A 13727-nucleotide genomic window follows, 5' to 3' on the forward strand; every position below is an offset into this window, starting at 1 on the left:
CATTAGCCCTGATCGCCACGATCACTCGGCGATGTCGCGGACTTCAACACATCCTCCATGTTCCGCAGTCCAGATTGCCGAACGCGATCCGGGCGCCTGCCCCGGACGGGCAGGCGGTGTGGAGTTGTCGATGGTCTTCCGGTGTCTGGTCTCCCTGTTCGCGGCCGGGATCGGCTTTGCCGCGACGGCGGCGACGGCCAAGGACGTCCCCTTCGCGAAGGTGGCGGATTGGGACATCAGCCGCAGCGGCGACGGCGCCAAGGCCAAGTGCATGATGGTGCGCGGCTACCAGGATGCGGACGACGAGAACGCCAGCGCGGTAGCGATCGGGACCTATCCGGGATTCCTGATCATCTCCCTGGGCTATCAGGGCTGGTCGCACGACAAGGGCGACCGCACCGTCGTTCTCCTGGCTGGCGGCAAGGTCGTCCTTCCGCGCTCCAAGTGGAAGGCCGACGATACCCAGTTGACCGGGGAGTTCCCGGACACACTCCTGCCGCACCTCCTGGGCGCCGACGCCATCGTCCTGCGATTCAAGGATGGCGACGCCGACTTCAAGATCCCGGCCTTCGCCGAAGCCTTCGAGGCCCTGAAGCGCTGCAGCGGACCGCCGGACGAAGTCGCGACGGAGCTTCCGTCGCAGGGCCGTATCGCCAACTACGCGAGCGGGCTCTTCTTCCAGAAAGCGCTGAAGGATTGCGACGTCGCGAGCACGGGCAAGCAGCGCGCCGAGCTCGAGGCCAAACTGGCGGCGATGCGTCCGGAGATGAGCCCGATCCAGGCGCTGATCGACATCGAACTCGGCAAGCGCTTCACGGACCCGAAGGCGCCGTTCTGCCCCAAGCCGGACGATGCGGCGGCTTTCGGCACAGCCCTGGGCCAGTACCTCGTCATGACTCCGGAAGCCTTCGCGGCCGAGACGGAGCGGCGCCAGAGTGAGAAGAAGGCGGCGGCGCGACCGCCGGAGACCCGGATCAAGGTCTACGGGATGGGCCTGATCTTCCAGAAGGTCCTCGCGAGTTGCGAGATTCCCACCACGGCGCGGCAGCGGGCCGACTTCGATGCCAAGCTCGCGGCCCTGGCGCCCGAGATGGCCCCGGTCATGGAGGAGATCCAGGCAAAGCTGCAGCCGACCTTCGCGAAGCCGGCGACGGAGCTCTGCGCGGCGTTCCGCGACCTGTCCGACGACCCGCAGCCCATCGTCGCCTTCTCGACCCGGACGCCCGAGGACTTCGCCACCTTCATGGATGCCCGCGAGGCCGCCAAGGCGCCCCCCAATCCGGCGGAGACGCCGGTGCCCGGCGCCAAGCTCTGAGCCGCGACCGTCCGCATTCCCACCAGAGAATCCCGTCATGAAGCGCCCGTCGCCCGCTCGGTCCTGCCTGTTCGGCCTCGTCGCCGGTCTGGTTTCCCTCGCGCCTGCGGAGGCCCAGGAAAGCCCTGTCCCGGAGCGCCTCCTGTTCGAGAGTCTGAACGGCTGGCAGGTCGAGCGTGCCACCAGCATCACGGGCAGTCCGTCCTGCGTGATCGTGCGGTCCTATGTCGACGAGGACGATGACGACGCCGACAATTCCATCACCTTCGCGCTGGAGAACAAGGCCCTCGTGGTGGTGCTGACCTACGGCAAGTGGCAGCACGACCGGGACGAAAAGATCACGGCCGCCACCGAACTCGGCGGTAAGACCGTGAACGCCAAATCGACCTGGACCGGCAACGGCACCCGGCTCGTCGGCACCCTGCCGGGCAACCTCGCCGAGAAGGCCGCGGAGTCCGAAGAGATCCTCATCAAGGGCAAGGGCTGGAAGGCGGCCTTCGACCTGAGCGGCGCCGCCGACGCCTTCGCGGCGATGAAGCGCTGCAATGCCGGCGGGGCGCCGAAGCCGCGCTCCTGACGCCTCAGAGCCGGCAGGCGCCCTCCAGCGCCGTGTTCTCGGCCTCGGTGAAGACCCGGGACCGGATGAGGAAGCGCTTGTCGCGCCCGTTCTCCAGGGAGAACATGCCGCCGCGGCCGCGCACCACGTCGAGGATGAGGTGCGTGTGCTTCCAGACCGCGAATTGCGGCCGGCTGATCCAGAAATCGGCGCCCGCCACGGTACCGAGATGAACGTCGCTGTCGCCGGTGAGGAAGTCGCCCACCGGATAGCACATCGGCGACGAGCCGTCGCAGCAGCCGCCGGACTGATGGAACATCACCGGACCGTGCTCGGCCCGCAATTCCGCGATGAGGTCGATGGCGGCGGGGGTCGCGGTGACGCGCAGGGGCGTCCCGTCGGCGCCGGCCTGGTCGGCGGTGGTCGGGTCGAGGGCGGTCTCGCTCATGGGGCGGTCTCCGGGAAAGGCCTTTCGGGAGAAATAGGGCGGAAGACTAAAAAGCCCCGGCCGTCATCCGGCCGGGGCAAGTCTCACGCGAGTCTGCGTGGCCTGAACGGGTCCTAGAAGAAGCCGAGCTTCTTGGCCGAGTAGCTCACCAGCATGTTCTTCGTCTGCTGGTAGTGGTCGAGCATCATCTTGTGGTTCTCACGGCCGATGCCGGACTGCTTGTAACCGCCGAAGGCCGCGTGGGCCGGGTAGGCGTGGTAGCAGTTGGTCCAGACGCGGCCGGCCTGGATGGCGCGGCCGAAGCGGTAGGCGCGGGTCCCGTCGCGAGTCCAGACGCCGGCACCGAGGCCGTAGAGGGTGTCGTTGGCAATGCTGAGAGCATCGGCATCGTCCTTAAAGGTCGTGACCGAGAGGACGGGGCCGAAGATCTCCTCCTGGAAGATGCGCATCTTGTTGTGGCCGCGGAACACGGTCGGCTTCATGTAATAGCCTTCCGCGAACTCGCCCTCCTTCACGTTGCGCTCGCCGCCGGTGAGGCACTGGGCGCCTTCCTGCTTGCCGATGTCGACGTAGCTGAGGATCTTCTCCAGCTGCTCCGAGGAGGCCTGGGCGCCGATCATCGTGGCGGGATCGAGGGGCGAGCCCTGGGTGATCGCCTCGACGCGCTTGATCGCCCGCTCCATGAAGCGGTCGTAGATCGACTCGTGCACCAGGGCGCGGCTCGGACAGGTGCAGACCTCGCCCTGGTTGAGGGCGAACATCGTGAACCCCTCCAGCGCCTTGTCGAAGAAGTCGTCATCCTCGTTGGCGACGTCGGAGAAGAAGATGTTCGGCGACTTGCCGCCGAGCTCCAGCGTCACCGGGATCAGGTTCTGCGAAGCGTACTGCATGATCAGCCGGCCCGTCGTCGTCTCACCCGTGAAGGCGATCTTGGCGATGCGGGGCGAGGAGGCGAGCGGCTTGCCGCATTCGAGGCCGAAGCCGTTGACGATGTTGAGCACGCCCGCCGGCAGCAGGTCGGCGATGAGCTCGGCCACCACGAGGATCGAGGCCGGGGTCTGCTCGGCGGGCTTGAGCACGACGCAGTTGCCGGCCGCCAGCGCCGGGGCGAGCTTCCACACCGCCATCAGGATGGGGAAGTTCCACGGGATGATCTGGCCGACGACGCCCAGCGGCTCGTGGAAATGGTAGGCCACGGTGTCGTGGTCGATCTCGGAGATCGAGCCCTCCTGCGCGCGGACGCAGCCGGCGAAGTAGCGGAAATGGTCGATGGCGAGCGGGATGTCGGCGTGGGTCGTCTCGCGGATCGGCTTGCCGTTGTCCCAGGTCTCGGCCAGCGCGATCAGGTCGAGGTTCTCCTCCATCCGGTCGGCGATCTTGTTCAGGATGCGGGCGCGCTCGCCCGGCGCGGTGCGGCCCCAGGCCTCCTTCGCGGCGTGGGCGGCGTCGAGCGCCTTGTCGACGTCGGCGGCGTCCGAGCGGGCGACTTCGCAGATCACCCGGCCGGTGATCGGGGACGTGTTCTCGAAGTAGCGGCCGGCCACGGGCGCGACCCACTGGCCGCCGATGAAGTTGTCGTAGCGCGCCGAGAACGGCGCCTTCGTACCCTGGTCGAGAAATTCCGGCTTGTTCATCGCGTATCCTCCTGATTGTTCTTATGGGCAGCAGCCAAAGCCAGACGCAGCGTCAAATCAAGATGGACTTTTGGCCAACGGTCGGTCGCGCGAGCGCACGGCCCGGATGATCGGCGCGCCCGATGGCGTCGTGGCGCGGGGGCGATGTTAGACCCGTTCGGGCGGGTTGGCGACCCGGGCGGCGCTCAGCGCGGCCCGAGGCGCGCCAGACGGCGGCTGCCGATCCGCCGGGCCGTCTGCGCGTCGATCCGGGGACCCGAACGCGCGCCGCCGGGCAGGTCGAGGAGGAGGCCCGTCGCCCGGCCGTCCGGCTCGATGTCGAGGGCGAGGCGGGTGCCGTCCTCGGCCACGAAGACGCGGTCGCTCTCCGGTGTCAGGGCAAGGCGCGCGGGACCGGCCCCGCGAGCGACGAGGCGGTCGCCCTCCCGGACGAGGGCGACCACGGCGCGCGGCCCCGTCCGGTAGAACCCGACATAGCGGTCGAGCACGGTGGCCGGCACCGCGATCTCGCTGACCTCCGGCTGCCCGAGGGCAAGGGCGCCGAGGCGGCGGGACACGGTCTGGGCCGGCGTGGTCTCGGTGTTGCCGAGGACCACGACCGTCAGGCCGAGATCCGGGTAGCTGTCCTTGATCGCCGAGAACCCGTCGAGGAAGCCCCCGTGGGACAGGAGCCGCTGGCCGTAGGCGCGGCCGACATAGAGGCCGAGCCCGTAGCCGTGGCCGCCGTCGCGGACCATCTCGGCCAGGGAGGCCGGTCGCAGGACCCGGCCGGAGAACAGCGCGGCGTCCCAGGCCAGGAGGTCGTCGAGCGTCGAGACGAGGCCGCCGGCCCCGAGGACGGCCGCTGGAACCTCGGGGGGCGCGTTGTGCCACTGCCCGGCGGCCCGGTGGTAGCCGGCGGCCCGCTGCGGGATCACCGCCGCCGGATCGGCGTCCCCGGTCTCGGCGAGGCCGGCGGGGGCGAGGACTAGGCGGTGCAGCGCGGCCGCGAAGGGCGCGCCGGTGATCCCCTCCACGATCGCCGCCAGGAGGATGTAGCCGGTGTTGCTGTATTCCTGCGCCGAGCCCGCCGGGAACAGCAGCGCCTCGCGATAGAGGCGGCCCACCACGTCCATGGGCGTCCGGGCGGTCCGGGCGAGGAGGGTCGGGTAATCGGGCAGGGCCGTCACGTTGGGCAGGCCCGCGGTGTGGTCGAGGAGCATCCGCAGGGTGATCGGCGCCCAGGTCGCCGGCAGGCCGGGCATGTACCGCGCGGCCGGGTCGTCGAGCCGGAGCCGCCCGGCCTCCTGCAGCTTCAGGATCGCGGCGGCGGTGAACTGCTTCGTCAGGGAGGCGATCCGGAAGCGGGTCTCGGGCGTGTTGGGCACCGACCATTCGCGCTGGGCAACGCCGTAGGCCCGCCGGAACAGCACCGCGCCGTCGCGGGCCACGATGACGGCGCCGGAGAAGATCCCGGCCCGGGCGTAGGGCCGCACCAGGGCGTCGGCCCGGGCGGCGAAGTCGGGCGGGGTGATCTCGGGCGAGGCGATCGAATCGGCGCCGGCCCGGGCCGGACGGCCCGGCAGGAGGGCCCCGAGGAGCCCGAACTGAACGATGCGGCGACGCGTCTCCTGCATGCTGCCGCCGTTCCGCTCCCCGACCCGCCGCGATCCCGGCATCCGGTCACGGTTCTCCGAAATTGTGGCGCGAGCGCGCCGAGGACCCCGCGCGGCTGCCATGCAGCGCCCCCGATGGCCCCGCCGCGCCGAAGGCACCAAGAGCCGGACGAAACGTTCTGGCTCGACTGATGATCCGCCGCGCCGCCCCAGCCCCCGAGGACCGTCCCAGGTGAGCACCACCCCGGCCAAAATCGCGCAGGCCCCCGCCGCGCACGCCCCGGCCGCCCCCATCCCCGTCACCGTCTCCGAACCGGCCGCCCGGCCGTGGACAGGCCCGGGCTTCGGCGAGTTCGTCGGCATCGTCGCGCTGATGATGGCCGTCACGGCGATCTCGATCGACAACCTGCTGCCTGCGTTTCCGGCGATCCAGGCCCGCTTCGGCGTGGTCGATCCGAACAGCCTGCAGCTCCTCATCTACGTCTACATGATCGGCTTCGGCACGGCGCAGATCGTGTACGGGCCGCTCTCGGACACCTACGGGCGGCGCTCGGTGCTGCTTGCGGGCCTGGCGATCTACGTCGTCGGCACCGGCCTCGCCATGGTGGCCCCGTCCTTCGGCTGGCTCCTGGCGGCGCGCATCATCCAGGGCATCGGCGCCGCCAGCGGGCGCGTCCTCTCGACGGCGATCGTGCGGGACCGCTTCGCGGGGCGCGAGATGGCGAGCGTGATGTCGCTCATCATGATGGTGTTCCTGATCGTGCCGATGATCGCGCCGGCCATCGGCGGCGCGATGCTGCTGTTCGGCTCGTGGGTCTACGTCTTCGTCTCGATGCTGGCGCTCGCCGGCATCCTGGTGATCTGGTTCGCCTGGCGGATGCCCGAGACGCTGCATCCGGAATACCGGCGCCCCTTCTCCCTCGCGGCGGTGGCCCAGGCGGTGGCCATCACCTTCCGCAACCGCGTGGCGGTGGGGTACGCCACGGCGCTCGGCCTGCTCACCGGCTGCATCATGGGCTATGTCGGCTCGGCCCAGCAGGTCTTCGACACGGGGCTCTACCATCTCGGGGGCCTGTTCCCCCTGGCCTTCGGCCTCGTCGCCGGCGCCATGGGGGCCGCCACCCTGGTGAATGCCCGCCTCGTCCGGCGCCTCGGCATGCGCCCGCTGTCCCATGCGGGTCTGAGCCTGTTCGTCGTCGTGGCGGTGGGGCAGGTGGTGGCGGGGCTCGCCTATCACGGTCACCCGCCCCTGGGGCTGTTTCTCGCGATCCTGGCCGCCAACCAGTTCCTGATCAGCTTCGCCATGCCGAACTTCAACGCCCTGGCGTTGCAGCCCCTGGGCGAGATCGCCGGTACGGCCTCGTCCTTCCTCGGCTTCTACACCACGATCCTGGGCGCCTTCTGCGGCTTCCTGATCGGGCACGCCTTCGACGGCTCGGTGCTGCCCATCGGCATCGGCTACGCCCTCCTCGGGGGCCTGGCCCTCGCGGTGGTGGCCTGGACGGAGCGGGGCCGCCTCTTCCGCGGCGGCGTCTCCGGTTGAGGACACCGCAGCCTTAACGCCGTCTTCAGGCGGTCGCGACAAAGCTCGGTCTCCCAGGATCCCTGACGGAGCCCCAGACGTGACCGGCCGTGCCCAAGACGGACTGCTCTTCCTCGCCCGGCTGCTGCTCGCCGCCGCGCTGCTGCCCACGGGGGTCGCCCGGGCCCTGAACGTCTCCGGCTTCGCCGTCACCCTCGCGGCCACAGGCCTGCCGTCCCCGAACGCCGTCGCCACCGCGGCCGTGATCCTCCAGGTGTTCGGCCCCGTCGCGCTGATCCTCGGCGTGCTGCCGCGCCTCAGCGGCCTGGCGCTCGCCGTCTTCGTCGGCGTGATGGCCGTGCTCCTGCACCCGTTCTGGCAGTTCTCCGGGCCGAGCGCGGTGGCCGAGCGCACCCTGATGCTGGCCGATTTCGGCCTCGCCGGCGGCTTCCTCATCTACGCGATGACCGGCCCCGGCCGTTGGAGCTGGCAGGGCTGGCGCCAGGGCGCACGCGCGTCGGCGGGCGCGGGCAAGGCATCGGCCAAGGCACCGGCCACTTCCTCGGCCGCCGCGCGGGGCGGATCGAAGCCGAAGCGCGCCCCCGGGCGGAATCCGGCCCGGGCCGCCGCCTGAGGTCCCGGACGCCCCCGCGTTCGACGGCATCGCGTCCTACGGCATCGCGTTGCGCGGGGCGGCGGCGGCGAGCCGGTGCCCCGAGACCTCGGCGCCGGCCTCCGGGTTGAGCCGCCGGAAGGAGAAGAAGGACATCACCGAGATCAGCGCCACCGCCAGGAAGGCCGGGGCGAAATCCTGCGCCACGATCTCGGTGCGGCCGTGGAACGCCGCGGCGCCCTCCAGGGCCAGCGCCCCGAAGGACACTCCGAGGCTGAGCGAGAGCTGCTGGGCCACGCTCGCGAGGCTCGTGGCCGCGCTCATCTCCCGGGTCTCCAACTCGGCATACGCGATGGCGTTGACGCAGGTGAATTGCAGGGAGCGCACGCAGCCGCCGATCAGCAGGACGCAGATGATGATCGCGTGCGGGGTCTCGGCGGTGAACAGGCCGTTCACCGCGAGGAAGGCCGAGGCGACCAGCGCGTTGACGAGCATCACCCGCCGGAAGCCGTAGGCGCGCAGGATGCGGGGGCCGACGAGCTTGATCAGGAGCGCGCCCGCCGCCGCCGCGAAGGTGATGAGGCCCGAGCGCAAGGGATCGAGGCCGAAGCCGATCTGGAGCATCAGCGGCAGCAGGAAGGGGATCGCCCCGGTGCCGATCCGGAACAGGCTGCCGCCAGTCACGGCCGCGCGGAAGGTCGGGTAGCGCAGCAGGTCGAGGCGGATCACCGGGTTGGCCAGGCCGCGCGAATGCCGGAAATACAGCCCCAGGAGGATCGCTCCGGCGGCGAGGCAGCCCCAGGAGACGCCCTCCGGGAGGAGGGGGCGGCCGGTGGAGGCGAGGCCGAGCATCAGCGTGGCGAGCCCCAGCCCGGAGAGCAGGAAGCCGAGGACGTCGAGGGGTGGGCGCTCGGATTCGCGGATGTTCTCGAAGTAGAGCGTCGACAGCACGATGCCGGCGATCCCGATCGGAATGTTGATGAAGAAGATCCAGCGCCAGTCGAAATAGGTCGTGATGAAGCCGCCCAGCGGCGGACCGAAGATCGGCCCGATCAGGGCGGGGATGGTCAGGTAGGCCAGCGCGCTGACGAGTTCGCTCTTGGGCACGCTGCGCAGGATCACGAGGCGCCCCACCGGCACCATCATGGCGCCGCCGAGCCCCTGGAAGAACCGTGCGGCGACGAAGCCTGCCAGGGAGTTCGAGGCCGCGCAGGCCAGCGAACCGGCCATGAACACCCCGAGGGCGACCCGGAACACCGTGCGGGCCCCGAACCGGTCCGCCATCCAGCCGCTGATCGGAATGAAGATCGCCAGGCTGACGAGGTAGGCGGTGAGGGCGAGCTTGAGGGCGATCGGGTCCTCGTTCAGGCTCTGGGCGATGGCCGGGAGCGCGGTGGCGATCACGGTGGAATCGGTGTTCTCCATGAACAGCGCGGTGGCGACGACGAGGGGGACGATCTGGGACGTGCGCATCGGCGAGACATAGGTCCGGTCGGGCGTTTCGGATGCCTCATACCGACAAAAAGCGATGCCGCGGCAAGCGCGTATGCAATGACGAATGTCTCCGGATGAAAGGGACATGCCGCACGTGCAGGGCCCGGGCCTTTCGACGGCGTGGCCCTGCGGCCACATCGGCCCAGCATCGAACCGGCGACGGCCTCGCTCACCTTTCCACAATGTTGCTGGAGCCGCTAAGCTCGACGGCATGATCGGGTGCCGCTCGACTCCGCTTCGGAGCCGTGCCGGGCGCTCCCCACCGTGTCCCCAAGAAAGTCACCGATGCTTCCGAGGTTCGAACATCGACGCAGGCTGGCGGGCTTCGTCTCCTGCCTCGCCCTGTCGGCTGCCGTCGCCGGCTGCGGGACCGTGGTGCTCACGGAATCCGGCGCCCTGACCCGGTACGACCGCCTCGCCGGCAGCGACGAGACGGCCAGCTCTTCGCGGATCTTCGTCGATCCGGCGGCCCTCGCGGCCACCCGGACCGTGCGGATCGTCCCCACCGCCTTCTCCGAGGTCGTGGCCCCGGGCCTGACGCCGGCCGAGCGCAAGCTCGTGGCCAACGCGGCCGACCGGGCGCTCTGCTACGAACTCTCCCTGCGCTACGACGTGGTCTCGGGCCGGAAGGCGGACCTCACGGTGCGCTCGGCCGTGACCCGGATCGATCTCACCAACGTGCCGGCGGCCGGCGCCACGGTGGCGACCTCGGCGGGCATCACCATCGCGTCCCAGCTCGGCGCCGGCTTCGCGACGGCCGTCGGCCGCGTCCCGATCCCCCGCATCCCGATCGGTCTCGGCAGCCTGACCGTCGAGGCCGAGGCTCTCGACAGCCGCAACGTGCAGCGGGCCGCCATGGTCTGGGGCGGGGCCAGCAACGCCTTCACCAACCAGGCCCGGTTCTCCCCGGCCAGCGACGCCTACGACCTCGCCGGCGAGTTCGGCCAGGATTTCGGCTTCTACCTCGCCACCGGCCAGGACCCGTTCAAGGCGCCGCTCACGCTGCCGACCTACGACCGCGTCCGCATCACGACCCTCGGCGAAGCGCCCCTCGACCCCGATTGCGAGGCGTTCGGCCGTGCCCCCGGCCTCGACGGCATCCTCGGCGATTACGTCGGCGCGCCGCCGGAATGGACCGACAGGGGGCCGGCCGAGGGCCTGCCGGGCGCGCCCCGAGGCGTGCGCTAGGCGCAACCCCCACCGGAGAACGGCGTCCCGGGCGCATTTTCCTGTCGGACGCGCGCACCGGCGGCTTTGCGCCGGTTCCCCGTGCATGATACTGGCCCGTGCCAACCCAGTGACGTCGGAACGCCCGCGAGCGCCCGACGCAGCACCCGTTCCGGAGTTGGTTCATGGCCCGCATCACCGCTGATTCCATCATCGAGGGCCTGACCTTCGACGACGTCCTGCTGCGCCCCGCGGCCTCCTCGGTGATGCCCAGCGACGTCAAGATCGCGAGCCGGCTCACCCGCTCGATCCACCTGAACCTGCCGATCCTGGCTTCGGCCATGGACACCGTCACCGAGGCCCCGATGGCCATCGCCATGGCGCAGAACGGCGGCATGGGCGTCATCCACCGCAACCTCGAGCCGGCCGAGCAGGCCGAGCAGGTCCGCCTCGTCAAGAAGTACGAGTCGGGCATGGTGCTAAACCCCATCACCATCCACCCGGACGAGACCCTGGCGGATGCGTTCTCGCTGATGAAGCAGAACCGCATCTCCGGCATCCCGGTGGTGGAGCGCGGCCCCAACGGCTCCCGCGGCAAGCTCGTCGGCATCCTCACCAACCGCGACGTCCGGTTCGCCACCAACTCGTCCGAGACCGTCGCCGACCTGATGACCCGCGATCGGCTCATCACCGTGCGCGAGGGCGTGAGCCAGGACGAGGCCAAGCGCCTGCTGCACCAGTTCCGCATCGAGAAGCTGCTCGTCGTCGACGACCACTATCGCTGCATCGGCCTCATCACGGTCAAGGACATCGAGAAGCAGGTCGCCTATCCGGGGGCGGTCAAGGACGAGCAGGGCCGCCTGCGGGTCGCGGCCGCCACCACCACGGGCGACAGCGGCTTCGAGCGGGCCGAGCGCCTCATCGATGCCGGCTGCGACGTCATCGTGGTCGACACGGCCCACGGCCACTCGATCAAGGTGCTCGACGCCGTGCGCCGCGTGAAGCAGCTCTCCAACACCGTGCAGATCGTCGCCGGCAACGTCGCGACCCGCGACGGCGCCCAGGCGCTGATCGATGCCGGCGCGGACGCGATCAAGGTCGGCATCGGCCCGGGCTCCATCTGTACCACCCGCATCGTCGCCGGCGTCGGCGTGCCGCAGCTCACCGCCCTGATGGAGGCCGTCGAGGCGGCGCAGAGCGCCGACGTGCCGGTCATCGCCGACGGCGGCATCAAGTACTCGGGCGACCTCGCCAAGGCGATCGCGGCCGGCGCCTCCGTGGCCATGCTCGGCTCGCTCCTCGCCGGCACCGACGAGGCCCCCGGAGAGGTGTTCCTGCACCAGGGCCGCTCCTACAAGAGCTACCGGGGCATGGGCTCGGTGGGCGCCATGGCCCGCGGCTCCGCCGACCGCTACTTCCAGGCCGAGGTCAGCGACACCCACAAGCTCGTGCCCGAGGGCATCGAGGGGCAGGTGCCCTACAAGGGCCCGGTGGCGGCGGTGCTCCACCAGCTCGCCGGCGGCCTGCGGGCCGCCATGGGCTATGTCGGCGCCCCGACGATCCCCGAGTTCCAGGAGAAGGCGCAGTTCATCCGCATCACCAATGCGGGCCTGCGCGAGAGCCACGTCCACGACGTGACCATCACCCGCGAGAGCCCGAACTACCCCGGCCGCGCCTGACCCGCGCCGCGCGCGCCCGTGCCGGACGTCCGGCACGGGTCGCCGCCCGATAGGAATCGCCGTGACCGTCCAAGCCATCCTGGCGCCCGTCTTCGCCCAGGTCCTCCTTACCTTCGCGCTGCTGTTCTGGACCGGGCGGATGCGCCTCTCGGCGGTGCGCGGCGGCGCCGTGAAGGACCGCGCGTTGACACTGGGCCAGCGCGACTGGCCGGCCCCGGCCCAGCAGGCCGCCAACACCTTCTCGAACCAGTTCGAGATCCCGGTGCTGTTCTACGTCCTCGTCGGGTTCGCCCTGGCCACCCGCAAGGCCGACCTCCTGTTCGTGATCCTGGCCTGGGTCTTCGTGGCCACGCGCGTTGTCCATGCCGGCGTCTATCTCACCACGAACCACATCCCGCACCGCTTCCGCGCCTATGCCGTCGGCACGCTGGTGCTGCTGGTGATGTGGATCCTCTTCGCGTTCCGGATCTTCCTGGCGCCGATCGGCGTCTGACCCGGGACGATGACGCGGCCTGACGGATGGGTGGCCGCATCGGGCCGCGATCCGCGAACGACGAAAGGGATCAGACCATGCGCGTGCTCGTTGTCGGCGCCGGGGCCACCGGCGGATACTTTGGCGCACGCCTCGCCGAGGCCGGCCGCGACGTCACCTTCCTGGTCCGTCCCGCCCGCGCGGCGAAGCTCGCCGCGGCCGGGCTGAGGGTCGAGAGTCCCGCCGGCAACCTGCATATTCCGGCGCCGCAGACCGTCACCGCCGCCGACCTCGCCGCCGGCAAGGGCGGCGCCTTCGACCTCGTGCTGTTCTCGTGCAAGGCCTACGATCTCGACAGCGCCATCGCCGACGTCGCGCCGGCCGTCGGACCCGACACCGCGATCCTGCCCCTGCTCAACGGGATGCGCCACCTCGACGCGTTCGACGTGGTATACGGTGCGGACCGCGTGCTCGGCGGCGCCTGCGCCATCGTGGCGACTCTCGGCCCCGCGGGCGAGATCCGCCAGATGAACCCGCTCCATACCTTGACCTACGGGGAGCGCGCCGGCGGCCGCTCCGCCCGCGTCGAGGCCATCGAGGCCCTGATGCAGGGCGTGAACTTCCAGCCCCGCCTCAGCGAGCATATGCTGCTGGAAATGTGGGAGAAATGGAGCTTCCTGGCGACCCTGGCCGGGGCCACCTGCCTGATGCGCGCCACCATCGGCGACATCATGGCCGCTCCGGGCGGGCTCGCCTTCATCACGGTGCTGATGGAGGAGTGCCGCGCCATCGCCGAAGCCGCCGGCTACGCACCGCGGTCGACCGTGATGGACAACACGCGCAGGACGCTCACCGCCGAGGGCTCGGCCTTCACCGCCTCGATGCTGCGCGACATCGAGGGCGGCGCCCGGATCGAGGCCGACCACATCATCGGCGACCTGATCGCGCGGGCCCCCGATGCGGCCGGGCATCCGGTGCTCGACCGCGTCTACACACACCTGAAGGCCTACGAGAACCGCCGCGCCCGCGAGTCGGCGGCCGCGAACCCTCAGTAGCGCGGGCCGGGCGGCGGGGGCGGAGGCGCGCCGTATTCGAGCTGGGTCTTGGCATCGAGCCGGCGCGGGGGCGGCGCCGACAGGTCGGGGGCGTCCGGCGTCGTGGAACAGGCGGCGACCGCCAGCATGACGAGGCCGGCGAGGCTGAGATGGATGACGGGAGACATGGGGTTCTCT

13 protein-coding genes are annotated in these 13727 nt (G+C 70.5%); 8 read left to right on the plus strand and 5 right to left on the minus strand.

Going from position 1 to position 13727, the window contains the following annotated elements; genetic code table 11:
• The first annotated feature begins 130 nt into the window (after window positions 1-130).
• Both ASF18_RS19925 and ASF18_RS19930 read left to right on the plus strand, forming a co-directional pair.
• On the plus strand, window positions 131-1315 hold the full coding sequence (locus tag ASF18_RS19925) for a hypothetical protein (RefSeq protein ID WP_056354344.1): 1185 nt from the start codon (window positions 131-133) through the stop codon (window positions 1313-1315).
• A gap of 37 nt (window positions 1316-1352) precedes the next feature.
• Window positions 1353-1892 (plus strand): hypothetical protein, encoded by a 540-nt coding sequence (locus tag ASF18_RS19930; RefSeq protein WP_056354348.1) that lies wholly within the window; start codon window positions 1353-1355, stop codon window positions 1890-1892.
• 4 nt (window positions 1893-1896) lie between these two features.
• On the opposite strand, the gene ASF18_RS19935 is transcribed toward ASF18_RS19930, so the two are convergent.
• The 3 genes from ASF18_RS19935 to ASF18_RS19945 form a co-directional block, all read right to left on the minus strand.
• On the minus strand, window positions 1897-2319 hold the full coding sequence (locus tag ASF18_RS19935; protein ID WP_056272271.1) for a DUF779 domain-containing protein: 423 nt from the start codon (window positions 2317-2319) through the stop codon (window positions 1897-1899).
• A 113-nt stretch (window positions 2320-2432) separates the two neighbouring features.
• Entirely contained in the window at window positions 2433-3953 is a 1521-nt protein-coding gene (gene adh / locus ASF18_RS19940) for an aldehyde dehydrogenase (RefSeq protein ID WP_056212788.1), read from the minus strand.
• Window positions 3954-4138: 185 nt separating this feature from the next.
• The gene (locus ASF18_RS19945; protein ID WP_082487814.1) at window positions 4139-5569 is read right to left on the minus strand and encodes a serine hydrolase; all 1431 of its coding nucleotides are present in this window, start codon (window positions 5567-5569) and stop codon (window positions 4139-4141) included.
• A gap of 352 nt (window positions 5570-5921) precedes the next feature.
• Here ASF18_RS19945 and ASF18_RS19950 point away from each other — a divergent pair, with 352 nt between their 5' ends.
• Window positions 5922-7091 carry a multidrug effflux MFS transporter gene (locus tag ASF18_RS19950; protein ID WP_082487816.1) on the plus strand — a complete coding sequence of 390 codons (1170 nt, stop codon included), beginning with the start codon at window positions 5922-5924 and terminating at the stop codon, window positions 7089-7091.
• Window positions 7092-7170: 79 nt separating this feature from the next.
• Window positions 7171-7704, plus strand: coding sequence for a DoxX family protein (locus ASF18_RS19955; protein WP_056354350.1), 534 nt, complete (start codon window positions 7171-7173; stop codon window positions 7702-7704).
• Between the two features lie 36 nt (window positions 7705-7740).
• On the opposite strand, the gene ASF18_RS19960 is transcribed toward ASF18_RS19955, so the two are convergent.
• Window positions 7741-9390 carry an MDR family MFS transporter gene (locus tag ASF18_RS19960; protein WP_348271403.1) on the minus strand — a complete coding sequence of 550 codons (1650 nt, stop codon included), beginning with the start codon at window positions 9388-9390 and terminating at the stop codon, window positions 7741-7743.
• Between the two features lie 72 nt (window positions 9391-9462).
• Here ASF18_RS19960 and ASF18_RS19965 point away from each other — a divergent pair, with 72 nt between their 5' ends.
• The 4 genes from ASF18_RS19965 (at window position 9463) to panE (ending at window position 13550) form a co-directional block, all read left to right on the plus strand.
• The gene (locus ASF18_RS19965; RefSeq protein ID WP_056354353.1) at window positions 9463-10365 is read left to right on the plus strand and encodes a DUF3313 domain-containing protein; all 903 of its coding nucleotides are present in this window, start codon (window positions 9463-9465) and stop codon (window positions 10363-10365) included.
• Window positions 10366-10529: 164 nt separating this feature from the next.
• Entirely contained in the window at window positions 10530-12023 is a 1494-nt protein-coding gene (guaB, locus tag ASF18_RS19970; RefSeq protein WP_056272260.1) for an IMP dehydrogenase, read from the plus strand.
• Window positions 12024-12084: 61 nt separating this feature from the next.
• Window positions 12085-12516 carry an MAPEG family protein gene (locus tag ASF18_RS19975; RefSeq protein WP_056212774.1) on the plus strand — a complete coding sequence of 144 codons (432 nt, stop codon included), beginning with the start codon at window positions 12085-12087 and terminating at the stop codon, window positions 12514-12516.
• Window positions 12517-12593: 77 nt separating this feature from the next.
• A complete protein-coding gene (panE, locus tag ASF18_RS19980; protein WP_056354621.1) occupies window positions 12594-13550 on the plus strand; it encodes a 2-dehydropantoate 2-reductase in 957 nt (318 codons plus the stop codon).
• Here the strand turns inward: panE and ASF18_RS24355 are convergent.
• A complete protein-coding gene (locus tag ASF18_RS24355) occupies window positions 13544-13717 on the minus strand; it encodes a hypothetical protein (protein ID WP_200917654.1) in 174 nt (57 codons plus the stop codon). The two genes, panE and ASF18_RS24355, sit on opposite strands and share 7 nt — an antisense overlap.
• Window positions 13718-13727 lie beyond the last annotated feature (10 nt).

It is taken from the genome of Methylobacterium sp. Leaf89 (genome assembly GCF_001422215.1).
In the GTDB taxonomy this organism is placed as follows: Bacteria; Pseudomonadota; Alphaproteobacteria; order Rhizobiales; family Beijerinckiaceae; genus Methylobacterium.

Bases quoted from the DNA above. Each gene is read 5' to 3' on its own strand.
- ASF18_RS19925 (WP_056354344.1), top strand. From the start codon at position 131: ATGGTCTTCCGGTGTCTGGTCTCCCTGTTCGCGGCCGGGATCGGCTTT.
- ASF18_RS19930 (WP_056354348.1), top strand. From the start codon at position 1,353: ATGAAGCGCCCGTCGCCCGCTCGGTCCTGCCTGTTCGGCCTCGTCGCC.
- ASF18_RS19935 (WP_056272271.1), bottom strand. From the start codon at position 2,319: ATGAGCGAGACCGCCCTCGACCCGACCACCGCCGACCAGGCCGGCGCC.
- adh (WP_056212788.1), bottom strand. From the start codon at position 3,953: ATGAACAAGCCGGAATTTCTCGACCAGGGTACGAAGGCGCCGTTCTCG.
- ASF18_RS19945 (WP_082487814.1), bottom strand. From the start codon at position 5,569: ATGCAGGAGACGCGTCGCCGCATCGTTCAGTTCGGGCTCCTCGGGGCC.
- ASF18_RS19950 (WP_082487816.1), top strand. From the start codon at position 5,922: ATGATGGCCGTCACGGCGATCTCGATCGACAACCTGCTGCCTGCGTTT.
- ASF18_RS19960 (WP_348271403.1), bottom strand. From the start codon at position 9,390: ATGCCGTCGAGCTTAGCGGCTCCAGCAACATTGTGGAAAGGTGAGCGA.
- ASF18_RS19965 (WP_056354353.1), top strand. From the start codon at position 9,463: ATGCTTCCGAGGTTCGAACATCGACGCAGGCTGGCGGGCTTCGTCTCC.
- guaB (WP_056272260.1), top strand. From the start codon at position 10,530: ATGGCCCGCATCACCGCTGATTCCATCATCGAGGGCCTGACCTTCGAC.
- panE (WP_056354621.1), top strand. From the start codon at position 12,594: ATGCGCGTGCTCGTTGTCGGCGCCGGGGCCACCGGCGGATACTTTGGC.
- ASF18_RS24355 (WP_200917654.1), bottom strand. From the start codon at position 13,717: ATGTCTCCCGTCATCCATCTCAGCCTCGCCGGCCTCGTCATGCTGGCG.